At 73.9% G+C, this 24433-nt stretch carries 23 protein-coding genes; 8 read left to right on the forward strand and 15 right to left on the reverse strand.

The window, feature by feature from the left end:
• Positions 1-85: 85 nt before the first annotated feature.
• On the reverse strand, positions 86-973 hold the full coding sequence (locus tag O7598_RS16615) for a helix-turn-helix domain-containing protein (protein WP_269692238.1): 888 nt from the start codon (positions 971-973) through the stop codon (positions 86-88).
• 104 nt (positions 974-1077) lie between these two features.
• Positions 1078-1335, reverse strand: a complete 258-nt coding sequence (locus tag O7598_RS16620; protein ID WP_091065094.1) for a DUF397 domain-containing protein — start codon at positions 1333-1335, stop codon at positions 1078-1080.
• A gap of 190 nt (positions 1336-1525) precedes the next feature.
• Between O7598_RS16620 and O7598_RS16625 the strand changes: the two genes are divergently transcribed.
• Entirely contained in the window at positions 1526-2161 is a 636-nt protein-coding gene (locus O7598_RS16625; RefSeq protein WP_269692239.1) for a GGDEF domain-containing protein, read from the forward strand.
• Between the two features lie 129 nt (positions 2162-2290).
• On the opposite strand, the gene O7598_RS16630 is transcribed toward O7598_RS16625, so the two are convergent.
• Positions 2291-2785 carry a type II toxin-antitoxin system PemK/MazF family toxin gene (locus tag O7598_RS16630; RefSeq protein ID WP_269692240.1) on the reverse strand — a complete coding sequence of 165 codons (495 nt, stop codon included), beginning with the start codon at positions 2783-2785 and terminating at the stop codon, positions 2291-2293.
• Between the two features lie 75 nt (positions 2786-2860).
• Between O7598_RS16630 and O7598_RS16635 the strand changes: the two genes are divergently transcribed.
• Positions 2861-3457 carry a DUF4291 domain-containing protein gene (locus tag O7598_RS16635; RefSeq protein ID WP_269692241.1) on the forward strand — a complete coding sequence of 199 codons (597 nt, stop codon included), beginning with the start codon at positions 2861-2863 and terminating at the stop codon, positions 3455-3457.
• Between the two features lie 178 nt (positions 3458-3635).
• Here the strand turns inward: O7598_RS16635 and O7598_RS16640 are convergent, their stop codons facing one another.
• On the reverse strand, positions 3636-4373 hold the full coding sequence (locus O7598_RS16640) for a class I SAM-dependent methyltransferase (RefSeq protein WP_269692242.1): 738 nt from the start codon (positions 4371-4373) through the stop codon (positions 3636-3638).
• Positions 4374-4486: 113 nt separating this feature from the next.
• Here O7598_RS16640 and O7598_RS16645 point away from each other — a divergent pair, with 113 nt between their 5' ends.
• Genes O7598_RS16645 through O7598_RS16655 form a run of 3 tightly spaced genes read left to right on the forward strand, consistent with a single transcriptional unit; the run spans position 4487 to position 6899 of the window.
• Positions 4487-5107: a hypothetical protein gene (locus O7598_RS16645; protein WP_269692243.1), complete on the forward strand. Its 621-nt coding sequence runs from the start codon at positions 4487-4489 to the stop codon at positions 5105-5107.
• Between the two features lie 27 nt (positions 5108-5134).
• Positions 5135-5647 carry an NUDIX hydrolase gene (locus O7598_RS16650; protein ID WP_269692244.1) on the forward strand — a complete coding sequence of 171 codons (513 nt, stop codon included), beginning with the start codon at positions 5135-5137 and terminating at the stop codon, positions 5645-5647.
• A 40-nt stretch (positions 5648-5687) separates the two neighbouring features.
• Entirely contained in the window at positions 5688-6899 is a 1212-nt protein-coding gene (locus tag O7598_RS16655) for a serpin family protein (RefSeq protein WP_269692245.1), read from the forward strand.
• Here O7598_RS16655 and O7598_RS16660 read toward each other — a convergent pair.
• The 5 genes from O7598_RS16660 to O7598_RS16680 all read right to left on the reverse strand — a co-directional run bounded on the left by O7598_RS16660 (position 6845) and on the right by O7598_RS16680 (position 10740).
• Positions 6845-7402, reverse strand: coding sequence for a DinB family protein (locus O7598_RS16660; protein WP_269692246.1), 558 nt, complete (start codon positions 7400-7402; stop codon positions 6845-6847). The two genes, O7598_RS16655 and O7598_RS16660, sit on opposite strands and share 55 nt — an antisense overlap.
• Positions 7403-7436: 34 nt before the next feature.
• Positions 7437-8555, reverse strand: a complete 1119-nt coding sequence (locus O7598_RS16665) for an ABC transporter permease (protein WP_269692247.1) — start codon at positions 8553-8555, stop codon at positions 7437-7439.
• Entirely contained in the window at positions 8552-9472 is a 921-nt protein-coding gene (locus O7598_RS16670) for an ABC transporter ATP-binding protein (protein ID WP_269692248.1), read from the reverse strand. Before O7598_RS16670 ends, O7598_RS16665 begins: the two co-directional genes overlap by 4 nt.
• Positions 9469-9897, reverse strand: coding sequence for a GntR family transcriptional regulator (locus O7598_RS16675; RefSeq protein ID WP_269692249.1), 429 nt, complete (start codon positions 9895-9897; stop codon positions 9469-9471). The genes O7598_RS16670 and O7598_RS16675 overlap by 4 nt, the downstream gene beginning before the upstream one ends.
• A 75-nt stretch (positions 9898-9972) precedes the next feature.
• On the reverse strand, positions 9973-10740 hold the full coding sequence (locus O7598_RS16680; RefSeq protein ID WP_269692250.1) for an SDR family NAD(P)-dependent oxidoreductase: 768 nt from the start codon (positions 10738-10740) through the stop codon (positions 9973-9975).
• Positions 10741-10794: 54 nt separating this feature from the next.
• Between O7598_RS16680 and O7598_RS16685 the strand changes: the two genes are divergently transcribed.
• Positions 10795-11397 carry a TetR/AcrR family transcriptional regulator gene (locus tag O7598_RS16685; protein ID WP_269692251.1) on the forward strand — a complete coding sequence of 201 codons (603 nt, stop codon included), beginning with the start codon at positions 10795-10797 and terminating at the stop codon, positions 11395-11397.
• 1 nt (position 11398) lies between these two features.
• Here the strand turns inward: O7598_RS16685 and O7598_RS16690 are convergent, their stop codons facing one another.
• Positions 11399-12124, reverse strand: coding sequence for a TetR/AcrR family transcriptional regulator (locus tag O7598_RS16690; RefSeq protein WP_269692252.1), 726 nt, complete (start codon positions 12122-12124; stop codon positions 11399-11401).
• Positions 12125-12153: 29 nt separating this feature from the next.
• Between O7598_RS16690 and O7598_RS16695 the strand changes: the two genes are divergently transcribed.
• Entirely contained in the window at positions 12154-13278 is a 1125-nt protein-coding gene (locus tag O7598_RS16695) for an FAD-dependent oxidoreductase (protein WP_269692253.1), read from the forward strand.
• 28 nt (positions 13279-13306) lie between these two features.
• On the opposite strand, the gene O7598_RS16700 is transcribed toward O7598_RS16695, so the two are convergent.
• A complete protein-coding gene (locus tag O7598_RS16700; RefSeq protein ID WP_269692254.1) occupies positions 13307-13591 on the reverse strand; it encodes a DUF2277 domain-containing protein in 285 nt (94 codons plus the stop codon).
• Positions 13592-13846: 255 nt separating this feature from the next.
• On the opposite strand from O7598_RS16700, the gene O7598_RS16705 reads away from it, so the two are divergent.
• Positions 13847-14599, forward strand: a complete 753-nt coding sequence (locus O7598_RS16705; protein ID WP_269692255.1) for a GNAT family N-acetyltransferase — start codon at positions 13847-13849, stop codon at positions 14597-14599.
• 87 nt (positions 14600-14686) lie between these two features.
• Here the strand turns inward: O7598_RS16705 and O7598_RS16710 are convergent, their stop codons facing one another.
• Genes O7598_RS16710 through O7598_RS16725 form a run of 4 tightly spaced genes read right to left on the reverse strand, consistent with a single transcriptional unit; the run spans position 14687 to position 24429 of the window.
• Positions 14687-20173, reverse strand: a complete 5487-nt coding sequence (locus O7598_RS16710; protein WP_269692256.1) for a non-ribosomal peptide synthetase/MFS transporter — start codon at positions 20171-20173, stop codon at positions 14687-14689.
• Positions 20173-23289 carry a non-ribosomal peptide synthetase gene (locus O7598_RS16715; protein ID WP_269692257.1) on the reverse strand — a complete coding sequence of 1039 codons (3117 nt, stop codon included), beginning with the start codon at positions 23287-23289 and terminating at the stop codon, positions 20173-20175. Before O7598_RS16715 ends, O7598_RS16710 begins: the two co-directional genes overlap by 1 nt.
• The gene (locus tag O7598_RS16720; protein ID WP_269692258.1) at positions 23286-23474 is read right to left on the reverse strand and encodes an MbtH family protein; all 189 of its coding nucleotides are present in this window, start codon (positions 23472-23474) and stop codon (positions 23286-23288) included. Before O7598_RS16720 ends, O7598_RS16715 begins: the two co-directional genes overlap by 4 nt.
• Position 23475: 1 nt before the next feature.
• The gene (locus tag O7598_RS16725) at positions 23476-24429 is read right to left on the reverse strand and encodes a TauD/TfdA family dioxygenase (protein WP_269692259.1); all 954 of its coding nucleotides are present in this window, start codon (positions 24427-24429) and stop codon (positions 23476-23478) included.
• Between the last annotated feature and the right edge of the window lie 4 nt (positions 24430-24433).

Below are 24433 nucleotides of genomic sequence, written 5' to 3' on the forward strand. Positions count from 1 at the left end.
CCACGACTCATGCGCCACCGTCGTGGGATGACGTCCGTCCACTGTCACCGGTCGGCGGCCATGGTATCGCCCGGCGGCGCTCCGGTCAGGCCGGGTAGAGCTCGTCGCGGACGCGGGCCAGCAGCTCGGGCGTACGCTCCGGCGGCGCGGCCTCGACGCACAGCCGCTCCATCGCCTCCGCGTAGTAGTCGAGATCGTCCCGCTTGTCGAGGTAGATGGCGCTGGTCAACTGCTCGATGTAGACGATGTCGGGCAGGTCCTCGTCGCCGAAGCGCAGGATGCTGAAGGCGCCGCTGGCAGCGGCGTGCCCGCCGGCGGTGAAGGGGACGATCTGGAGCCGTACGTGCGGCGCGGCGGTCGCCTCGATCAGCGCGTCCAGCTGCTCGCGCATCACCGCAGCGCCGCCGATCGGCCGGCGCAGCACGGCCTCGTCGAGCACCGCCCAGAGCTGCGGCGGGTTGGTGCGGCTCAGCAGCCCTTGGCGCTCCATCCGCAGGTCGACCCGCCGGTCCAGCTCCGCCGGGGCGGCGCCGCGATGCCCGAGCAGGATCACCTCCCGCGCGTACGCGGCGGTCTGCAGCAGGCCGGGCACGAACTGGACCTCGTACGTGCGGATCAGCGCGGCGGCCGCCTCCAGCCCCAGGTAGGACTGGAACCAGCTGGGGAGCACGTCGCCGTAGCGGTGCCACCAGCCGGGGCTGTTGGCGTCGCGGGCCAGCTTGAGCAACGCGGCGCGGTCCTCCGGCGCGGCGACCCCGTAGAGCGTGAGCAGGTCGGCGACGTCGCGTTCCTTGAAGCCGACCCGACCCAGCTCCATCCGGCTGATCTTGGACTCGGAGGAACGGATCTCCCAACCGGCGCTCTCCCGGCTGACCGCGGCGCTCTCGCGCAGGCGGCGCAACTGCGCCCCGAGCAGCATGCGCAGCACCGTCGGACCGCTTGTCGGTCCGCCCTCGACGGGCACCGTCGCCACCTGACCGCCCTCGCATCCCGGCTGCTCCCGACCGGGCGCCCTCCCGGCCGACGAGTAAGCATGCCATGAACCGACAGTGAGGTGAACTCCCCCGGTCGGACGAATTAGTCCCGTGTACGGGACGGCGGGATCAGGTGGTCGAAGTCCCCGTCCCGGGCGCCGAGCACGAACGCCGCGATCTCGTCCACGGTGTAGATCAGCGCCGGCCCTTCCGGGTGCCGGGAGTTGCGCACCGCGATGCCGCCACCGCCGGGCAGCTCGGCCAGCTCGACGCAGTTGCCGCTGGGGTTGCTGCGACGACTCTTCAACCACCGCATCGGGGGCAGGTGGGGCACGGGTACGCCGTTGGGAGGCGGTTGCATGGGCGTCCTTCGGGAAGGCCAGCCGAGGCCGCGGGGAGGAGCGGTGGGTGGCGTCGATTGTCGACTGAGGAGTGAGATGCACGTGCATCTGCTATTGCATCTGCAATGGACTGCGAGCATGATAGCCGAACGTACGGTGTGCCGGGTCGCTCACGTTCGGTGACCTCAGGGACTGTGGTGAGGGGGGCGCGTGCCGGATCCGATGACCGTCGCCTCTGGCATCTCCGCCGCCGGTGCCCTGGTCTCCGCCTGGCAGCTGCGCCGGCGGGCCCTGCGCGCCGAGGCCGAACTCGAACTGCTCCAGGCCGAGCTGGCCGCCGAACGGCACGCCGCCAGCCACGACCCGCTGACCGGGCTGCCCAACCGCCGCGCCTTCTTCCGGCTGGCCGCCGCCCTGCTCACCGACCCCGCCGGGCAGCCCCTGGTGGCGGTGGTGCTCGACCTGGACGACTTCAAACAGATCAACGACCGCTTCGGGCACGCCGCCGGCGACCAGGTGCTGGTGTGCGTCGCCCAGCGGCTGGCCGCCTTCGCCGGCAACAACCTGGTGGCCCGCCTCGGCGGCGACGAGTTCGCCGGCCTGCTGGCCAGCCCCACGGCCGACCGGCGCTGGATCGAGCACGCCACCCGCCGGCTCTACGAGGCGCTCGCCGCGCCGATCCCGCTGGGCGGTCGCAGCATCCGGGTCACCGCATCGGTCGGGCTCGCCCCGGTCCACAGCCCCACCCAGCTCACCGACGCGTTGTGCCGCGCCGACGCCGCCATGTACGAGGCGAAGACGCTCGGCGCCGCCCGCGCCCCCCGCCAACTCGTCGCCGAGCACTGACCGCACCGGCCGGCCGAGCGCGTGGACGCCGCCGGCGTCACCGCTTCACCCCGGCGACGGTCGGCCTGGCCGGCCCGACCAGTCGGGGCGACGACCAGCCGGGCGGTCCGGCCGGTCGACACGGCCCGGTCAGCGCCAGCCGTAGCCGGCGCGCAACGCCTGCCCGACCCGGTCGAACCGGGGCCGGTCCAGCACCGCGCCCTCGCGACGGATGCTGTCCTCGCGCATGGTGAGCACCCGGTCCAGGCGCACCCAGCTGGGCCGCTTCTCCCGGTCCCACTCCCCCGGGCCGAGCGACAGCCAGTGTCGCTGGCCGTCCCGCTCACCCTGGCTGGAGAGCATCAACCCGAACAGGGTGCGGCTGTGCCGGCCCACCACCAGCACCGGCCGGTCCTTGCCCTGCCGGGGATCGTCCTCGTACGGCACCCAGGTCCAGACGATCTCACCCGGGTCCGCCTGCCCGTCCGGCTCCGGCGCGTACGACAGCTCGCGGCGCTGCAGCGCGCTGACCTGACGGCGGCGCGCGACCTGGGCCGGGATCGGCCCGCCGGGGCGGGCGGGCGCGGCGGCGCCCCCGGTGATCCGGCCGAGCCGGGACGCCACGTTCCTCAACAGACCTGCCACGGCGGGCAGCCTATCCCGCCGGCGCCCGGGGCAATCCGGTGGCGGTCACGCCGTCGCGTTCGCCACCATGCCCCGGTGACCGTTCCTCGCCACCAGATCCGCGCCACCTTCACCGACGACACCGTCACCGTCTATCAGGCGTACCCGCCGGAGATCGCCGACGCGGCGCTGGCCGCCGGCCGGTTCGTGCCGCCGTTCAAGCGGGAGCGGATGACCTGGATCAAGCCCTCGTTCCGGTGGATGATGTGCCGCTGCGGTTGGGCGCTCAAGCCCGGGCAGGAGCGGGTGCTCGCGGTCGAGATCAGCCGGGCCGGCTTCGAGTGGGCGCTCGGGCACGCCTGCCTCAGTAGCCACGACCCCCGCCGGCACCCGGACCGGGACGGCTGGCGCCACCTGTTGCGCACCAGCCCGGTGCGGGTGCAGTGGGACCCGGAACGATCGCTGCGGCTGGCCCCGCTGCCCTACCGGTCGGTGCAGGTGGGTCTCTCCGGTGAGGCGGTCCGGCGGTACGTCGACGAGTGGCTGGTCGGGCTCACCGACGTCACCGCGCTGGCCCGTACGGTGCACGGCCGGCTCACCGCCGGTGACGAGGCCGGCGCGGCGGCGCTGCTTCCGGTCGAACGGCCGTACCCCCTCCCGCCCGAGGTGGCCCGGGCGGTCGACGCCTCCTGACCACCGGGACCGGCACCCCGGGCCGGGTCCTGCCGCGCGGCGGGACCGGCGGCTCGGGCGGTCGCCGCGCCAGCCAGGCCTGGCGGCCACGCCGGGGGTCAGGCGTAGCGGTCGGGCCGGGCGGTCAGGCGCCGTGGCCACGCCGGGCGGTCGGGCCTGGCGGTCAGGCCGGGCGCGGTCAGGCCGGGCGGCGGGCCAGGGCGAGCGTGGTGCGCAGGTCCAGCACGACGGTGCCGCCGAAGCCGTCGATCGCCGCGCCGACCGCGGCGCGCACCCGCTCGCGCAGCTCGGGCGGGCGGCGCAGCTGCGGCGAGAACGTGTCGACCAGCCGCAGGTAGGCCGCGGTGTCCAGCGGCACCGCCCGGCGGAACCGGGACAACCGCAGGTCGGTGAAGCAGCCGCTGGCGGCGATGTCGTCGTGGAACCAACCGTCGGGACGGTCTCCCCGGTCGGCGGGATCGGCGGAGGCGAACGCGGCCCGGATCGCCTCCGCCTGCTCCGCCTCGACGTAGGCGTAGCGGTGGCCGAGAACGGCGAGCGTGCCGCCGGGGCGCAGCGCGTCCCGGGCGTGCTGGTTGCGGGTGGCCGGGTCGAGCCAGTGCCACGCCATCGCGCAGGCCAACGCCGCCACGCCGCCGAGCGGCGGGCTCCACTGCTCGAAGCTCGCCGTCACCACGTCCACGTCCGGAAATCGCTTGGCGAGCACCCGGGCCATCCGGACGTCCGGCTCGACGCAGGTCGTCGCCGCGCCGAGGGCGAGCAGCGCAGTGGTGGCCAGACCGGTGCCGGCGCCGACCTCGACCAGGGTGTCGGGCGACCCGCCGTGGTAGGCGCGGACGGCGTCGGCGATCTCGACCGGATAGCCCGGTCGCGCCTCGTGATAGATGTCGGCGGTCTCCCCGAAAAGTTGCGACATGCCGCCATCCTCCCCGACCCCGGCGATGTCGGATGCCCGTCACGCGCCGCGCGCCCTCCCACCGCCCCCGGGCGGCGACGATGGACCGGCGACGGCGGGCGGGAGGAGCGACCATGGGCGGGTTCCTGCAGGCGCTCGTCACGAAGCTGGCCGAGGAGTTGCTGAAGCTGCTCGTCGAGTGGCTCGCCCCGAGGGTGCTGCGATCGGTGCCGCACCTCGCGCCGCCGAACTGCCCACGCTGCGGCGGGTACGGCGTGGCCCGGTGGGCGCCGCGTCAGGCGACGGCGATGTTCGTGCTCGCCGTGCTGGCGTTCGCCTGGGGATTCACCGCGACGCTGCTCGGCGTACCGGTGGTCGTGCTCCTGGTCGCGCTCGGGGTCCGTACCGCGTGGGCGGGTGACCTGGCGGCGGCGCTGCCCGGCCTGGCCGCGCCGCTGGGTCTGGTGGCGTCCGGCGCGGTGATGGTCGCGGGCGCCGCCGGGATGGCCTGGTACCACAGCTTTCCGCCGCGGCTCTGCCGGCGCTGCCACGGCCGGTGGCCGCGCCGGGACCGGGCGGAGTACCTGCGCATGGTGCGGTCCGTGGTCTTCGCCTGCCGGTGCGGCCAGCGGTTACGCGCTCCGGGCACGCCGGCCGGCGTGCGGGTGCGCTGCCCCCGTTGCGGCGCCGAACGGGCTGCGCCGATCGTGCGGCCCGGCGTCAAGCGGGTCCCGTTCCTCTACCGCAGGCGTTGAGCGGGGGCCCTTCCTTAAGCTGCGGTCATGGAGTTGCCTCGCGATCTGCCGTTGTTCGAGCGAAGCGCGGTGCGGGTGGTGGTGCTCGACGTCGCCGACCGGATGCTGCTGTTCCACACCCGGGACCCGGAGCACGCCGACCTGGGGGTGTGGTGGGAACTGCCCGGCGGCGGGCTGGACCCGGGTGAGACGTACCGGGAGGCGGCGGTGCGCGAGCTGCGCGAGGAGACCGGCATCGTGGTCGCGCCGGACGAGATCGGCGCGCCGACCTGGCGGCGGCGGGCCAGCTTCCGGCACCGGCAGCGGCGACATCTGCAGGACGAGGTGGTGGTGCCGGTGCGGCTACCCGGTCCGGGGCCGGAGGTCGACGGGACGAACCGGCTGGACTACGAGGTGGAGGACTACTTCGGGTTCCGCTGGTGGCCGCTGGCCGAGGTGCTCGCCGACCGGCCGCGCTGCTATCCCGGTCGGCTGCCGGAGCTGCTGCCGGCGTTCCTCGCCGGCGAGGAGATCGACGAGCCGTTCGAACTCTGGTCCTGACCGACGTGCCGGGAGCCCCGCCAACGGGCAGAGTGGAGCGGTGACTCCTCTCCACGCACCCCTGGCCCACTACGCCGAGCGGCTGCACCGCGCCGCCGGTGACACCCACCACGTCGCCTCGCCGCTGGGCGCCTGGCTGCTGCTGGCGCTGACCGGCCCGGCCGCCACCGGCGAGGCCCGGGCGGCGCTGGCCGAGGCGCTCGGCGTCGATCCGGACGACGCCGCCGCGGCGGCCCGGGCGTTGCTCGCCGCGCCGCACCCGATGGTCGCCGCGGCCACCGCGCTGTGGGAGCGGACCCCGTTCGAGGAGCTGGCCGAGTGGCGAGCCGGCCTGCCCGAGCAGACCGAGCGAGGTCCGCTGCCCGACCAGGCGGCGCTCGACGCGTGGGCCCGGGAGCGCACCGGCGGCCTGATCGAGCGGTTCCCGGTCGACGTCGCCCCGGAGACGCTGCTGATCCTGGCCAACGCGTTGGCCACCCGGGTCTCCTGGGCCGACCCGTTCGAGGTGGCGCCGGCCGCAACGCTGGGCGGCGCCTGGGCGGGACGGCTGCGGCAGGTGCTCCGGACGCCTCCGGTCGGGCACCGGTGCTGGGTGTCCACCACCGAACGGGCCGGCGACGTCGCGGTACACGTGGCGCCGGCGCGCGTGGGCGACGAAGGCGCCGGGATGCTGGTGGTGTCGGTGATCGCCGCGCCGGACGTGTCGCCCGTGGAGGTGCTGGCCGCCGCCCGGGAGCTGGCGGTGGCCGCCGCCACCGTTCCGGACGGGCCGGTGCCGGGACGGCGGTCGCTGTTCGACCTGCCGCTGGGCGAGACCCCGTTGTGGACGCTGCGGGAGGAGCCGACCCGGACGTTCGCCCGGGACGGCCGCGAGGAGCGCGCCACCGCCGTGCTGCCGTGCTGGGCGGCGCGCAGCCGGCACGACCTCACGACGGCCGGGTTCGGCTTCGACGCGGCCGCCCGGGCGTTGGGCGAGTTGCTCGGACTGACCGAGCCGCCGTTCGCCGCGGCGCAGTCGGCGGTGGCGAGGTTCGGCCGCTACGGCTTCGAGGCCGCCGCCGTGACCGCGTTCGGGATGGTGGCCGGGCTGCCGCCGGAGGGCGTCGCCCGCGTCGCCGACCTGCGCTTCGCCCACCCGTACGCGGTGGTCGCGGTGGCTACGGACACGGCGGGCGGCCCTTGGCACGCCCTCCCGGTCTACTCCGCCTGGGTGCGGGACCCGGAGGACGTCCCGGCCGACGAGGTCGGCTGACCCGGGCCGGCGCCGAGGATCTGTTCGCGGAGGATGTCCGCGTGCCCGCAGTGCTGGGCGAGTTCGCGCAGCACGTGCAGGTAGACCCAGCGCAGCGGCAGCGGCCCGAGCCGGTGCCCGCGCAGGACGTCGTCCGGGCCGAGCGACGACGTGGCCCGGCGCGATGCCGCGCAGGCGTCGCGGTGTGCCTGCCGGACGGTCGCGATCGTGTCACCGTCGTCGAGCACGAAGGACTCCTCGGACCGCTCGGGGATGCCGATCTGCGCCCGGGACCGGCCCGTGACGGCCTCGTCGAACCAGACCTTCTCCACGAACGTCGCGTGCTTGACCAGACCCAGCAGCGTGGTCCGGGAGGCCACCAGCGACCGGCGCGCCTGCTCCTCGGTCAACCCGTCCAGGCAGCCGTCGAGCGCGGCGCGGTGCTCGTCGAGGAACGCCTCGAACTGACCGCCGGCCGGCAGCGCGACGACCCGGTCGGCGAAGGTGGGCGGGAACGACGGCATGAGCGAAGCATCCCAGATCGATCGGGGCCGCGGGTCACCCCGCACTGAGGTCGGTGCGGCGGACGATCCACCCGGCGGCGAGCAGGGCAAGCGCGGTCAGGCCCAGGTAGCCGCCGGCGACGATCAGGTGGAACTCGGGGATCCGGCTGCCCGGCTGGTATTGCAGGTGCTGCTGGAGGTTGTTCTCCATGAAGCAGGCGAGCGTCCGACCGCTGCCGTTGTCGGGCGGACAGAGACGTTGCAGTTCGACGCCGGTGAGCTCCCGCCCGGAGGCGTCGAACGTGCTGGACGGTCCGTCGCTCCCGTACTTGATCATGCCGCCGCTCACGACCAGGGCGTTGTCGCGCAGCACGTCGATGTTCGGCCCGCCGATGGGGCGGTTCGCGGACAACGGCTCCATCAGCGTGGGATAGCGCCACCGCACCAGGTAGGTCAGGCCGATGAAGCCCGCGATCACGACGAACACGGCGGGGAGCGTGCGTCGGATCGCGGCGCCGAGCGCGACACCGACCGCGAACCAGCAGAGGCTGATCACGACCGGCAGCATCGCGGTGTTCAGGAACGACTCGTACTCGAAGAGGCTCATCGGGCCGACCAGGGCCCGCGTCCGCTCCAGGTGGTCGCTGACCCCGGCGACGACCGCCGTCACCGCCGCCACGAACAGGCCGAGCAGACCCAGTCTGGTCCACAACCAGCGCGTCGGGGAGACGTCCTGGCTCCAGGCCAGCAGCAACGTCCGTTGCTCGTGCTCCCTGCTGAGCACCGGGACGCCGACGAACAAGCCGATCAGCAGCGGCATGTACTGCACCACGCGCGAGAGGGCCGCCAGGGTCAGGACCAGCGGCGAGGACCCACCGAGTCGCCTGCCCTGCGGGGAGCCCTCCGCGCAGTACGCCTCGTGACACTGGTGCCAGAGGTCCGTCAACTCCATGGACAGGTAGGTCATCCAGCCCACCAGGACCGCGGCCAGGACGAGCGTGCCGACCAGGGTCCAGCGGTGCTGGCGCCAGGTCAGCCACAGCAGGCCGCGTAGGCCGCCGCCGGTTCCGAGGTCGTCCGCGCGCCTGGCGGGGGCCGCGTGCACGAGCCGGCTCATGCCGGGCGGGCTGGGCAAGCCCTCACGGACCTCGCTTCGCTCGGTGCGCTCGGTCATGCGACTGCCTCCATCTCGCGGTGTGCCGTGGACGACGCCTTGAGGTAGGTCAGGATCAGCTCGTCCAGGGTGAGGGGCTGGCTGGTCCAGCCGGGCGCGACGATCGAGTGTGCCGTCGGCTCCGCCGGCTGCCGCAGTACGAACGTGGACTGGCGGTCGGTGTGTCGCGCCTGGACGACCGTGCCCGGGCCGGGTGGTTGGTCCGCGCGGGGGCCGGTCAGCCGCACGTGGCCGTCGAGCAGCTCCTCGACGTCACCGGCGAGCACGGGCCGGCCCGCGTCGAGCAGCAGCAGATGGTCACCGACGCCACTGAGCTCGGCGATGATGTGGGTCGACAGCATGATCGTCAGGTCGCCGTCGGCGGCCTCCGCCATGAGTTCACCGGTCACCTCGGTGCGGGCCACCGGGTCCAGGTTCGCGAGCGGCTCGTCCAGCAGCAGCACCGCCGGGCGGGAACCCAGCGCGACCGCCAGCGCGACCTGCGCCCGCTGCCCGCCGGAGAGCTTGCCGCAGCGGCGGTCCAGGGGGATGTCGAAGCGCCTCAGCCATGACAGCGCCCGCCGCTGGTCCCACACCCGGTTCGTCGCCCGGCCGAAGCGGAGCATGTCCGACACGCTGAAGTCGCGGTAGAGCGGTTTGTCCTGGGCGAGGATCGCGACCCGACTTCCGGCGTCTCCACCCTCGCCGCCGGACCTGCCCCGCACCACCCGGCGGCCGTGCACCAGCAACGAGCCGCTGGTGACCCCCAGCGTGCCGGCGATGATGCTCATCAGCGTCGACTTGCCCGCGCCGTTCGCACCGACGAGCGCGACGATCCGGTTCGCCGGCAGTTCGAAGCTGCACTCCCGCAGCGCCCAGACGGAGCCGTAGCGCCTGCTCACGTCGCGGGCCCGCACCGCGATGGACTGCTCGCTCACGCGGCGCCCTCCTTCTTCTGGGGCTCCGCGCCCGGCTGGGCCCGACGCGCCGAGTTCTCCACGATCACCGAGGCGAGCAGCGCCTGGACGTCCTCGTCCTCCAGGCCGGCCTCGCGGGCCTGGCCGAGCCACCGGGCCAGGCTGCCGCGCAGGCGGGCCATGACATGCGGGTCGGCGTGGCCGAGCGTGCCGCTGACGAAGGTGCCGGCCCCCTGCCGTGCCTCCACCAGGCCGGACAGCTCCAGCTCCCGGTAGGCCTTGAGCACCGTGGTCGGGTTGACCGTGCACGAGGTCACCACGCTGCGCACCGTGGGCAGTTGGTCCCCCGGCCGCAGCGTCCCGATCCGCAGCCCCTCGCGCACCTGGCGCACCAGTTGGGCGTAGGCGGGGACGCTGCTGGACCGGTCGACATGGAAGTTGATCACCTGGTGACCCCCTGACGATTGTTATGGTCAAGTAGAACACCAGTCAACCAGCATGGCAAGGGCGGCACCGGCGGGTCAGGCGCGTGGGCCCAGGAACAGGCCTCCACTCGCGTCGATGACCTGCCCGGTGACCCACCGCGCGGCGTCGGAGACGAGGAACGCGACCACGTCGGCGACGTCACCGGGCGCGCCCAGCCGGTCGAGCGCCGTCATGCCGGTGATCAGCTCGGCGAGGCCCGCCGTCTCGAAGACCGGGCCGTTGGTCGCGGTCCGGGTGGCGCCCGGCGCGACCGCGTTCACCGTGACGCCCCGGGCGCCGAGCTGGTTGGCCAGGGTCAGGGTCATCGTCTCGACCGCGCCCTTGGTCATGGCGAACGAGGTCTGGGCGGCGTTGGCCATCCGGGTCGCCACGGAGGAGACGGTGACGATGCGGCCGCCGCGGTCGGGGAACAGCGGCAGGGCACGCTCGATGACGAAGTACGGCGCTCGCACGTTGACCGCGAACAGGTGGTCGAAGGCGGCCCGGGTGGTGGTGCCGAGCGGGCCGGCGGGTGGCGCCGCCGCGTTGTTGACGAGGATGTCGAGCGGCCGTCCGGCCAGGTGGGCCTCGACGCCGGCGAACAGCGTCTCGACGTCCCCGTCCACCCCCAGCACCGCGCCGACGGCGTACGCCGTGCCGCCGGCGCGCACGATCTGGTCGACCGTCGCCCTCGCTCCCTCCCCGTCGGCGCCGAAGTGCGCGACGACGGCAGCACCCCGCGCCGCCAGCCGGACCGCGATCGCCTGCCCGATGCCACGCGACGCGCCGGTCACCAGCGCCGTCCGACCGATCAGATCACTCACGGTGTTAGTCGCTCCCGAATTGTTAGTTACTATCATTGTGTTAGTGTCTAACACGTGGATGGGCGACACTCAACCCTGCGGGAGCAGCGACGGGCCGAGACGCAGCGCGCCATCCAGGCGCATGCGGTCCGGTTGTTCGTCGAGCGCGGCTACGACGGCACGACCGTGAACGACGTCGCCGCGGCCGCCGGTGTGTCACCGATGACGGTGTACCGGCACTTCCCGACCAAGGAGGACCTCGTCCTGGTCGACCAGAACGGCCCACTGGTCGCCGAACGGATCGCCGCGACGCCGGCCGGGCAGCCGCTCGTGCGCCGCATCGGCGACGCGCTCGTCGAGTCGGCGCGGGCGCTGGCCGCCGGCGACGACCGGTTCCTGCTGGCCCGGCTACGACTGATGATCTCGACGCCCGCGCTCCGGGCCCGGCACCTCGACAACCACCACGTGCTTCGACAGGCCATCGTGGACGGCCTCGGCGACGAGGCCGCCGACCCGGAGGCGGCCTTCCAGGCCGCGGCGGCGGCCAGCGCCTGCCTGGCCGCCATGCACACCGCGCTGGTGCGCTGGGCCTCGGAGGACGGGCGCGGTGATCTGCCGGACCTCATCAGCGAGGCGTTCGCCGCGGCCTTCGGCGACGCCGCACCCCGACCCCGGTAGGTCACGGCCGGCGAGGGCCGGCGATACCGTCCAGGACGATGGTCAGGTTGTGGTGGAAGGTCTCCGCGGCGTCGAGGTGGGCGCCGTCGACGACGAGCCGGGCGACGGTGGGATAGCGACCCGTGTCGAGCATCCGGGTCAGGTAGGGCCCGAGCGCGGACTGCCAGGCGGAGACGTCGACGCCGGTCGCCCGCGCGGTGCGCCGCTCGGTGATCTCCCGGCGGAGCGCCCCGACGAGGTACGCGTTGAACGCGCCCAGCGCCCGCTGGAGATCGTCGACGTCGCGTACGCCCGGGGCCTGGGCGAGCGCCGCCGCGGTCGCCTCACCCACGGCCAGCGCGTGCGGCCCGAGATGCGGCCGCGCGCCGAGCAGGTCGGCGAACCACTCGTGGTCGAGCGCGGCGTCCCGGGTCGCCCGGGCGAGGGCGCGCGCCGTGGCGCGCCACCCGTCCTGAGGGGCGGTCCCGGCGATCCGGGCGTACACCGCGTCGACCATCAGATCGAGCAGCTCGGAGCGGTTGAGCACGTAGTCGTAGAGCCGCATCGGCCCGACGCCGAGCTCCTTGGCGATCTTGCGGAGAGACAGCCCGTCGAGGCCGTCCGCGTCGGCGATCCCTGTCGCCATGGCGGCGATCTTCGCCCGGGTCAGCGGCACCGGCGTCGCCCGGGGCCGGGGCTCGGGCCGTTCCCAGATCGGCAGGGGTACGTTACCGTACGGTGTATCCACGAAATACAGCGTACGGTAAGGGGGCGGCGATGTGCATCGCCATCGCCGGCGGCGGGCTCGGCGGCCTGACGCTGGCCCGGATCCTGCACCGGCACGGCCTGAGCGCGGTGGTGTACGAACGCGAGGCGCACCGGACCGCGCGCTCACCCGGCGGCTCGCTCGACCTGCACCCGGAGTCCGGGCAGCGGGCCCTGGCCGCAGCCGGCCTCGAGGCGCAGTTCCGGTCCGCGGCCCGGCCGCAGGGCGAGGAACATCGCATCCTCGACCCGGCCGGACGCGTCCTCGTGCACCACCGGCCGCCGACCGGCTCGTTCTCCGGACGGCCCGAGATCGACCGCCGGGCCCTGCGGGGTCTGCTGCTCGACTCGCTCCCCGGTGACGCGGTGGCGTGGGGCCACCGGCTCGTCGCCGCGACGCCGCGACCCGGCGGTGGCTTCCGGCTGGCGTTCGACGGCGGCCACCACGCCGACTGCGACGTCCTCGTCGGCGCGGACGGCGCCCGTTCGGTCGTCCGGCCGCTGCTGACCGACGCGACACCGGCCGCCGTGTCCACGCTCGTACAGCTCACCATCGCCGACGCCGACCGGCGCCATCCGGAGGTCGCCGACCTGGTCGGCCCCGGCAATCTCTGGTGCGTCGGTGAACGCCGGATCCTGTCCGGGCAACGCCTCGGCGACGGCAGCATCCGGGTCGGGATCTCCCTGCCGGCCGACGATCGCCACCTCGACACCTACCGCAGCAGGCGAGCCCTGCTCGAGGTGTTCGACGGCTGGGACCCCCGCCTCACCGCGCTGATCGAGGCCGGCGACGGCCCGCCCGTCCCGCACCGGGTCGAGGCGATGCCCACCGGCATCCGCTGGGCACACCGATCCGGCATCACCCTCGTCGGTGACGCCGCGCACCTCATGCCGCCGGTCGGCGAGGGTGCCAACCAGGCGATGCTCGACGCCGCCGAACTCGCCGCCGCGCTCGCCGCCGACCCCGCCGACCCCGACGCGGCGATCCGGGCATACGAGGAGGCGATGTTCACCCGGACCCGCCCGATCGCCGAGATGTCGGCCCGGGTGCACGCGATGATGCTCTCCCCCACCGCGGCCGACGATCTCGTCCGCTTCTTCACCCCACGGCCCACCGAGCCCGCACCCGCCGACTGACGACAGGCACGGCGCGTGCCCGGTCGGCTCAGGACGTGGCCGCCCGCGGCCCGTACCGCTCGGCAGCGCGCGCCTTCGCCTTCGCGGCCTCCACCTCGCGGTCGCGGGAGGGCGCCTTCGTCACGAGGCTCTCCAGCAGGGTACGGGTGGCCGCGGTGACCGCGCGGACCGCCTCGTCGAACGCCTCCTCGTTGGCCGCGGACGGGCGGGTCGCGCCGCTCACCTTCCGCACGTACTGAAGGGCGGCGGCTTCGATCTCGTCGTCGGTCGCGGGCGGCTCGAAGTTGTGGAGCACGCGAATGTTGCGGCACATGCCTCCACCATGCCAGCTCACACCGACCTTTTGCTTGACAGGCCGGCGTGGCCTGCGGCAGTCTTGCCGCCGACCACGCGTTCGGCGTGGCACCACGCATGAGGGAATGACGCCTGTGATCCAGGTAGGCCCAGCGGCCGCCTGAGTGTCGACCGCGCGACGGGTGACCGTCGTGCTGTCCGGCCACAATTCGGCGGTCCGACGCATCGTTCGTCCACCGTCCGCTCTTCCCTGCATCGAGGTTCTACGTTGATCATGGATGCTCGCGTCCAACAGTGCGTCGTCGCCACCCTCTCGGCGCGTCCCGCGCCCGTCGAGGTGGGGCCGTTCGTGGTCGGGGTCGACCCGACCACCACCAGCCCACACATCAACTACGCCACGCCCCGGCCGGGCTCGGCCGTCACCGCGGCCGACGTCACCGCGCTGGTCGCCGCGTTCCGCGCCGCCGGTCGCCGACCCCGCCTGGAGTACGTCGCCAGTTCCGCGCCCGGTCTGGAGGCGCTGCTCACCGCCGCCGGGTTCGTCGTGGAGGCCCGGCACACCTACCTGGTCTGCCTGCCCGACACGCTGCGGACACCACCCACGCCCGCCGGCATCGACCTGATCGAGCCGCGCACCGACGACCAGCGCGCCGCGCTGATCGGCGCGCAGAACGAGGCCTTCGGCGGGGAACCGGAGGCCACCCCGGCCGACGTGGCCCGGCTCCGGCGCCAGCAGGAGGCCGGCGCCGTGGCCGTCACGGCGGTCACCGGATCCGGTGCCTGCGCGGGCGGCGGCGGGGCGGCCCCACCCGCCGGCGGGGTGAGCGAGGTCGCCGGCATCGCCGTCCGCGCGCCGTACCGCCGCCGGGGCCTGGCCGGCGCGATCACCGCCGAGGTGACCCGGCGGCTTTTCGCCACGGGCGCGGAGGTGGCCTGGCTGGAGGCCGGCGGCGAGGACTCCTGGCGGGTGTACCGGCGCGTCGGCTACCGCCCCACCGGTGAACGCCTGTACGTCGCCGCCGACTGACGCCGAGGTGAGGTGACCAAGGAGTTCGCGTCGGTCCCGGAGCGGGAACCGACGCGAACTCCTTGATCGACCGGGTGCGGGTGGAGGTCAGACCGGGACGGCCTCCCGGGCGTCCGCCTTGGCGGCGAGGCGCTTCTCGCGCTCCTGGGCACCGATCAGGTCGTCCGGCAGGGAGTCCTCGACCTCCAGGTCGAAGCGGCGCAGCAGCCGGATCGCGAAGCCGCCCAGGGTGATCAGGATCAGGATCACCCCGAAGCAGATGTACGCGAAGCCGATGCCGCGGCCCGGACCGGTGCCGATCACCTCGCCCACGGTGCCGGCCAACGAACCGCCCGGGGCGAGCATCGGCTCGAACAGGGCGGTGGCGCCCGGCGCGAGCAGCGCGAACCCGATCGGCAGCGTGGACCAGGCAATGGTCTGGTTCAGGCTGAACACCCGGCCGTGGAAGCGCTGCGGCACCTTCACCTGGACGATCGTCGCGTAGATCGACTGTGCGGTGGTCATCGCCATGGCCAGCCAGCAGAAGCCGACGCAGATCATCACGATCGACGCGTCCAGGCCGATCAGCACGCAGCCGATCGCGGTGCCCAGGTTGCCGATCAGCACGCCGATCATCCGCCGCTTGCGCGGGCCGCCCCACAACGACATCAGCACGCCGCCGAGCACCGCGCCCACGGCCTCGGCCAGCGCCACCTGGGCCACCTGGGTCGGGCTGCCGAACGACAGCACCAGCGGGGTGGTGAGCACCAGCGCCGGCGCCAGGAAGATGTTGCCCAGCGCGAAGTAGCCGAGCATCAGCCGGAACCCGCGGTGCCGCCAGGAGTAGCGCATACCGTTCGCGATGGCCACCAGCATCCGCTCCCGGGGCCGCCAGCCGAGCAGGTCCGGGAAGCGCACCACGGCCAGGGTGAGGATCGCCACCACGTAGCTGGCCACGTCGACGACCAGGATGCCCTTCAGCTCGATCGCGGCGAGCAGCCCGGCGGCGAACGCCGGCATCAGCAGCGTGGCCACACCGGTGGAGAGCTGGGTGATGCCCATGGCGTGCCCGAGATAGCGCTTCGGCACCAGCTGCGGCACCGCCGACTGGAACGCGATCCGCTGGAACGACCCGGCCACCGAACTGAACGCCACCAGCAGGTAGATGTGCCAGAGCACCAGGTTGTCGGTCCACAGCAGGGCGGCCAGCACCAGTTGGACCGAGCCGGCCACGGAACTCGCCAGCATCATGATGCGGCGTCGGCTGACCCGGTCCACCAGGGCGCCGGCCACCGGCAGCATGAGCACGCCGCAGATCAACGCCAACGCCCACAGCAGGCCCAGGTCGGCCACCGAGCCGGTCCGGTTGAACAGCCAGATCGGCAGCGCGAACGCGGTCAGCGCCGAACCGGTGCTGGAGACGAGCTGCCCGATCGTGACCGCCAGGAACCGGCCCATGCTGGGCTTGACCCTGGTGGCGGCCCTGCCGGTGTCGCCGACGCGCAACGTGTCGTGCACCGCCCAGCCGGCGTCCTCGCCCCGGGCCTCCGGGTCCAGCCCGCCGACGTCGCCGGCCACCACCGCCGGGTGCACCTGGGTGACGATCTCGGCCAGTTCCTCGGCGCGGTACTTCAGGAAGAAGTGCCCGGCCTGGTCGAGCACGACCAGCCCGAGCGTGTCGCTGAGGAACTGCCACTCGGCGTACCGCTCGCGGTAGTAGTCGGTGACCGGGTCCTCGGAGCCGACCACCGAGACGATCGGCGCGCGCAGCTTCGTCGCCTGCCGGTCGAGCAGGCCGGTGAAGTACTCCTCCGAGGCGCGCGAGTCGGCGCGCATGTTGCTGATGATCCGGTCCGCCTGCTCCGGGTCCAGCTCGTCGGTGTCCACGCCCATCGACTTGAGCCAGCTCGCGTAGTGCTTGTTGCTGCGCAGCTGCTCCAACCGGTTGCGGGCGGCGGCGAAGGGCCCCTTCGGGCGGGCGAACGGGAACATCGCGCCGATGTAGACGGCGGTCAGGTCCCGGCCGGCCGCCTCGACCTTGCGGGCCACCTCGGCGACGATCGCGCTGCCCACGCCGCAGTGGCCGTAGAGCGCGATCGGCCCCTCCACCCGTTCCACGATCTCGTCCGCGACCCGGGTGGTCAGCTCGTCGAACGGCACCGCGTCCTCGCTCAGGCCCACGTCGTGGCCGGGGATGGCGAGCGACCACAGCCCGTACCCGGCCGGCAGCGCGTCGGCGAGCGGTTGGTAGACGATGGCGCTGCCACCGCCGTACGGGACGCAGACGTAGGTCAGCACCCGCTTGCCGGCCGGGATCGGCTTGGTCAGCTCGTAGAGCAGCCGGCGCGGCCCCTCCTGCGCGGCGTCGCCGGAGACGAACGCGGCCAGCTCGCGGATGGTGCGCTGCTGGAACAGGTCCATCACGCCGACCGCCCGGCCGCCCAGCTCCGCCTTGCGGATCTTCGCGACCACCTGGGTGGCGAGCATGGAGTGCCCGCCCAGGTCGAAGAAGTCGTCGTCGATGCCGAGCGTCTCCACGCCCAACACCTCGGACCAGATCGCCGCGAGGGCCCGCTCGGTGTCGTCGCGCGGCTCGACAAGCGCCACCGACGCCTCGCGGGTCACCACCGGGGCGGGCAGCGCCTTGCGGTCGAGCTTGCCGTTGGGGGTCAGCGGCAACGCGTCGAGCGTGACGAACGCGGCCGGCACCATGTACTCCGGCAGCGTGTCCTTCAGCGCCGCCTTCAGCGCGGCGTGCTCGGCCGACCCGACCAGGTAGGCGGTGAGCCGCTTGTCGCCGGGGCTGTCCTCCCGGACGATCACCGTGGCCTCGGTGACGCCCGGCTGCTCGCGCAGCGCGCTCTCGATCTCGCCCAGCTCGATCCGCAGGCCGCGCAGCTTCACCTGGTGGTCGATCCGGCCGAGGAACTCGATCACCCCCGCGCCGTCCGGCCCGACCACCCAGCGGGCCAGGTCACCGGTGCGGTAGAGGCGCGCGCCCGGCTCGGCCGAGAACGGGTCGGGAACGAACTTCTCGGCGGTCAGCGCCGGCCGGCGGTGGTAGCCGCGGGCCAGCCCGACCCCGCCGATGTGCAGCTCACCGGCGACACCGACCGGGCACACCGCCCCGGACGGGTCGAGCACGTGCAGCCGCAGGTTGGCGATCGGCGCGCCGATCGGCACCGCGCTCACCTCGGCCAGCCGCGCCGGCTCGCACGGCCACGAGGTGACGTCGATGGCCGCCTCGGTGGGGCCGTAGAGGTTGTGCAGGCCGCACCAGGGCAGCCGGGCGGTGAAGTCGACCGCCGCGGTCAACGGCAGCTCCTCGCCGGAGCAGATCACCCGGCGCAGCGCGGTGGCCGCCTCCACGCCCTCCTCGGCGAGGAAGACCGTCAGCATCGACGGCACGAAGTGGGTGGTGGTGATCCGCTCGGACACCAGCAGGTCACGCAGGTAACCGGCGTCCTTGTGCCCACCCGGCCTCGCCAGCACGAGGCGGGCGCCGGTGCGCAGCGGCCAGAAGAACTCCCAGACCGACACGTCGAAGCTGGCCGGCGTCTTCTGCAGCACCGCGTCGTCGGCGCCGAGGCCGTACGTCTTCTGCATCCAGTCGAGCCGGTTGACGATGCCCCGGTGGGTGTTCGGCACCCCCTTCGGCCGGCCGGTGGAGCCGGAGGTGTAGATGACGTACGCCAGGTGCTCCGGGCCGGCCAGCGGCGCCGGGTCGGTGGCCGGCTGGTCTGCCCAGACCGTCGCGTCGTCGAGGTCGAGCACGGTGGCCGAGGTGGCCGGCAGCACGTCGCGCAGGTGCGACTGGACCAGCACCACCGGCGCGTCCGCGTCGGCGACCATGAAGGCGAGCCGGTCCGCCGGGTACTCCGGGTCCAGCGGCAGGTAGGCGCCGCCGGCCTTGAGCACACCGAGCAGGCCGGCGACCAGCTCGACGGAGCGCTCGGCGCACACCCCGACCAGCGTCTCCGGGCCGACGCCGGCCGCGCGCAGCCGGTGCGCGATCCGGTTGGCGTCCGCGTTGAGCTGCGCGTACGTGCGGCTGTGTCCGTCGATGGTGACGGCGACCGCGTCCGGGGTGGCGGCGGCCCGCTCCTCGATCGGGCCGTGCAGCGTCTCCTCACGCGGGAAGTCCGCCGCCGTGTCGTTCCAGCCGGCCAGCAGCGCCCGCTCGGTGTCCGACAGCAGCGGCAGCCGGGACACCGGCGTGTCCGGCGCGGCGACGACCGCGTCGAGCAGGGCGGTCCAGCGTCGCGCCATCCGCTCGACGGTGGCCCGGTCGAACAGGTCGGTGTTGAAGACCAGCTTGCCCCAGAGCCCGTCGACGGTCTCCACGGCGTGCAGCTCGAAGTCGAACCGGGTCGCCTTCAGCTCCATCGGAGTCCACTCGAAGGTGACCTCGTCGCTGCGGGACACGCCGCGGAAGCGGCCCATCTCGTAGTTCTGGAGCACGAACATGGTCTGGAACACCGGCGAGCGGCTGACGTCGCGCGGCAGCCCCAGCTCGTGCACCACCTTGGCGAACGGCACGTCGGCGTGCTCGAAGCCGTCGAGCACGCCGCGGCGGGTACGGGCCAGCAGCTCGGTGAAGGTGGGGTCGCCGGCCAGCTCGGCGCGGAGCGGCAGCATGTTGATGAACATGCCGACGACGTTCTCCAGCTCCGGAGCGGACCGGCCGGCCACCGACGCGCCGACGGCGAAGTCGTCCTGCCCGGCGTGCCGCGCCAGCAGCACCTGGTACGCCGACAGCAACGTCATGAACAACGTGCCGCCGCTGTCGCGGGTGAGCGCGTTGAGCGCCTCGGTGGCCGCCGGGTCGAGCTGGAACTCGACGAAGTCGCCCCGGTAGGTCTGGGTGGCCGGGCGGGGCCGGTCCGACGGCAGCTCCAACGGCGTGATGCCGGCGAGGCGCTGCTTCCAGTAGTCCACGTGCGCGCGGGCCTGCGGGCCGTCCAGCTCCCGCGCCTCCCAGGCGGCGAAGTCGCCGTACTGGATCGGCAGGGCCGGCGGCTCCCCGCCCCGGTAGAGCGTGATCAGGTCGCGCAGCAGCACGTCCACCGACCAGCCGTCGCCGACGATGTGGTGCTGGCCGAGGAAGAGCACGTGGTCCGAGTCGGACAGGCGGATCAGCAGCGCCCGCAGCAGCGGCCCGTGCGCCAGGTCGAACGGCTCGGCCGCCGCCGCGTCCACCAGGGCCTGCGCGGCGGCCTCGTCGGCCGCCTCCACCACGGTCAGCGGGATGTCGGGCGTCTCGGCGACCACCACCGTGGGACGGCCGTCGGCGTCGGCCGGGAAGCGGGTGCGCTGCGACTCGTGCCGGGCGCCGAGCGCGGCCAGGGCCGCGCGCAGCGCGTCGACGTCGAGCGGTCCGCGCACCCGCAGCGGCACCGCGATGTGGTACGCGGCCTCGCCCGGAGCGAGCTGGTCCATGAACCAGACCCGCTCCTGGGCGTACGACAGCGGCACCTCGGCGCCCTCGGGCCGGGGGGTGATCCGGGCCGCGGGGGCGGCCTGGCGGGCGCGCAGTCGCTTGGCGATCAGCGCCTGCCGGGCCGCTTCGCGGGCCGGATCCTTCAGGTCGGTCATCAGTTGGTTCCCTCTTCCGCCGCGAGCAGCGCGGCGACCTCGGAGTCGGAGAGCCCGTCGAGTTCGGCGGCGATCCGCTGTTCGATCTGGGCGGCCAGGTCCGCCACCACGGGGCTGGCGAACAGCGCCCGCATGGGCAGATCGACGTCCACCTCGGCACGGATCCGGGCCATCGCCCGCATGCCGCGCAGCGAGTTGCCGCCGAGGGTGAAGAAGTCGTCGAGCGCGCCCACCTTCTCCACCTGGAGGATGTCGGCGTACACCTCGGCGACCAGGCCCTCGGCCTCGGTGCGCGGGGCGACGTAGCGGTCCTCGGCCGGCTCGGTGGCCGCCGGGGCGGGCAGCGCGGCCCGGTCCAGCTTGCCGTTCGGGGTCAACGGCAACGCGTCCAGCCGGACCAGGGCGGCCGGCACCAGGTGCGCCGGCAGCTCGCGGGCCAGCTCGGCGCGGACCGAGTCCTCGTGGGCCGGGCCGACCAGGTAGCCGACGAGCATCGGCTCGCCACCGCCGTCGACGCGGACCGCCGCGGCGGCGGCCCGCACGTCCGGGTGGGCCAGCAGCGCGGCCTCCACCTCGCCCAGCTCGATCCGCATGCCGCGCACCTTGACCTGGTCGTCGCGGCGACCCAGGTAGTCCAGCGTCCCGTCGGGACGCCGGCGGGCCAGGTCGCCGGTGGCGTACATCCGCGCGCCGGGCGGACCGTACGGGCAGGGCAGGAACCGCTCGGCGGTCAGGCCGGGACGGTCGTGGTAGCCGCGGGCCAGCTGGACGCCGGTGACGTACAGCTCGCCGACCACGCCCGGCGGCACCGGCTGGAACGCGCCGTCGAGCAGCAGCGCGCCGGTGTTCCAGGTGGGCGTGCCGATCGGCACCGGGCCGGGGGCCACCGGCGCGCCGGGGGCGATCCGGGCCGCGACGCAGCCGACCGTCGCCTCGGTCGGACCGTACTCGTTGACCACCGCGACCTCGGGGTGCGCGGCCCGCCAGCCGGCGAGCTGCTCGCCGGTCAGCGCCTCGCCGCCGATCACCAGGTCGGTGGTGGGCGACAGCTCACCGTCGAGCAGCGGGAGGTGGCTCGGGGTGACCTTGAGGAAGGACGGCCGGCCGCCGGCGCGGGCGGCCGGCGAGTCGATCGCGGCCAGCCGCACCGTGCCGCCGGCGGTGAGCGTGCCGAGCAGGCCGGTGACGGTGAGGTCGAACGAGACCGGCGAGTGCAGCAGCGCGACGCCGGCCAGCCCCGGGTAGGTCTCCCGGGCCCAGGCCAGGTAGGCGCTCACCGCCCGGTGCTCGACCACCACGCCCTTCGGGCGGCCGGTGGAGCCGGAGGTGTGCAGCACGTACGCCGGGTGCCCGGGGCGCAGCGGGGCGACCCGGTCGGCGTCGGTGAGGTCGTCGCCGGGCTGGTCCGCGCCGACCTCCCCGTCGAGCACCAGCGTGTCGCCGACGGCGGACGCGGCGGTGTCGGGCGTGGCCACCACCAGCGTCGGGGTGGCGTCGGCGAGCAGGTAGGCGATCCGACCGGCCGGGTAGGCGGGGTCCACCGGCACGTACGCGGCGCCGGACTTGAGCACCGCGAGCATCGCCACCACCAGCTCGCAGGAGCGGGGCAGCAGCAGCGCGACGCGGGTCTCCGGGCCGGCGCCGCGGGCCACCAGCAGCCGGGCCAGCCGGTTCGCCGCGGTGTTCAGCTCGGCGTAGCTGAGCGTCACCCCGTCGCAGACCAGCGCCGCGGTCGCCGGGGTGGCGGCGGCCTGCCGCTGCACCTCGTCGACCACGGTGGTCACCGGCACGTCGCGCGCGGTGTCGCCGGCGAGCACCAGGTCCCGCTCGTCGTCGGTGAGCAGCGGCAACGCGCCGACCGTGCGCTCCGGCTCGGCCACCGCGGCGGCGAGCAGCCGCACGTAGCGTCGGACCACCGCCGCCGCGCTCCCCCGGTCGAACAACGCGGACCGGTAGACCAGCCGGGACTCCCCGGTGGTGATGTCGAACGCCAGGTCGTCCTTGGTGGTGCCCAGCTCCACCGGGTCGAGGCCGGAGTCGGGGATCCAGTTCAGGGCGGTCTGGAAGACCGGCTGCACCGACGGGTCGCGCTGCGGGTCGACCGCCTCGACGATCTTCTGGAACGGCGTCTGCCCGTGCTCCATCGCGTCGATCAGGCCGTTGCGCACCCGGCCGAGCAGCTCGGCGAAGGTCGGGTCGCCGGAGACGTCGCAGCGCAACGCCACCGGGTTGACGAACATGCCGATCAGCGGCGCCAGCTCGGGGTTGTCGCGGCCCGCGGTGGAGACGCCGACCACCACGTCGGTGTCGCCGGAGATCCGCGACAGCAGCGCCGCGAAGCCGGCCAGCAGCACCATGTACGGGGTGGCCTGCGCGCCCACCGCCAGCGCGCCGACCCGGTCGAGCAGCCCGTCGGGCAGCGTGAAGCGCACCTCGTCGCCGGCGAAGCCCAGCTGGGCCGGGCGGGGCCGGTCCAGCGGCAGGCCGGTGACCGCCGGCGCGCCGGCCAGGTGACCGGTCCAGAACGCCAGCTGCCGCGCCAACTCGTCGCCGGTGAGCTGCTGGCGCTGCCAGACCGCGAAGTCGGCGTACTGGATCGGCAGCTCGGGCACGGCGGGCTCGGCGCCGGTGCGCGCGGCCTCGCAGATCGCGGCGAGTTCGGCATGGAACAGCACCGCGGAGTGGCTGTCGAAGACGGCGTGGTGCGCCACGAACGCCAGCGCCCAGGCGTCCTCCAGGCGGATCAGCCGGGCCCGCCACAGCGGCGCCGCGTCCAGCGGGATCGGGGTGCGGGCCAGCTCGCCGCGCAGCCGCTCGAACTCGGCCAGCCGCTCGCCGGCAGGCAGGTGGCTCAGGTCCACCGTGGGCAGCGGGGTCGGCTCGTGGGCGCGCACCACCTGCACCAGCGCACCGTCGTCGACCCGCAGGTGGGTCCGGAGCGCCTCGTGCCGGGCCACGATCCGGTTGACCACGTCGCTCGCGGTCGCCGCGTCCACGCCGGCCGGGAAGGCCCACGGGACGGAGACGTTGAACACCGGCGAGCCGGCGTCGAGCTGGTTGGCCATCCACACCCGCTCCTGGGCGTACGAGGCCGGGAAGGTCCACTCCTGACTCATGAGGTCGCCTCGCGCACCGAGCGAGGACGCATGTCGGTCCAGACCTCGTCCACGTGGGCCAGGCACTCCTCGCGGCTGCCGGCGAAGCCGGCGTCGTGCCAGCCGGCGGGCAGCTCCCGGTCGGCCGACCAGATCGAGTACTGCTCCTCGTCGTTGCGGACGACCAGGAATCGGGGTTCGGCCATGTCAGTTCGCTCCAGCGGTGTCGGGGGTGTACGCCTCGGCCATCGCCACGGCGATCTTGCGGGGGCCGGTGAACGGCTCCCGGCCGTGCGCGGCCGTCATGTTGTCGACCACGAGCACGTCGTCGCGCTGGTAGTCGAAGCGGACCGTGGCCGCCCGGTAGGCGGCGCGCAGGTGGTCCATGACGTCGGCGGGGATCTCGCCGCCGTCGCCGTAGTAGGTGTTCGACGGCAGCCCGTCCGCGCCGAACATGGCCAGCAGCCCCTCCTGGTAGTCCTTCGGCAAGGTGCTCAGGTGGAAGAACGTGGCGTGGTTGAACCAGCGCGGCGTGTCCGAGCCGGGCCGGTGGTGCACCGCGTCGCGCACCGCCCGGGTGCGCAGGCCGTCCTTGCCGACCCACTCGGGGGTGATGCCGTTGGCCGCCGCGTACGACTCGACCTCGGCGCGGCTCTCGGTGTTGAACACCTCCTGCCAGCGGGTGCCGAAGTCGCCGTGGAAGTTGCGCACCAGCATCCAGCGCCGCCTGACGAACTCCTCGCGCACCGCCGGGTCGATCAGCTCGTACACCCGGCGCACGTCGGCCAGCGGCGTCGCGCCCTGCGTCTGCGGCGCGGTGACGCAGTAGAAGAACAGCGTCAGCGGCCACCGCGCCTGGTACGAGTTCTCGTTGTGCAGGAAGATCTCCTCGTCCGGCGGGTAGTCGGTCGAGGTGTAGACCCGGCCCTTGATGGAGTGCCGGGGGGACGACCGCTCGGTGTAGGTCAGCGGCTCACCGGCCAGGGCGCGCACGGCGGCGTCGAAGCCGTCCACGCCCCCCACGTCGAAGCCGCGGAACAGCAGCCCGCCGCTGGTGACCAGGGTGTCCCGCAGCTCGGCGCGCCGGGCCGCGATGAGGTCGGTCAGCGGCCGGCCGTCGTTCTCGACGACCACCGGGAGTGTGGCGGTTGTCTCGCTCATGATG

This window comes from Micromonospora sp. WMMC241 (genome assembly GCF_027460165.1).
GTDB lineage: Bacteria > Actinomycetota > Actinomycetes > Mycobacteriales > Micromonosporaceae > Micromonospora > Micromonospora humi.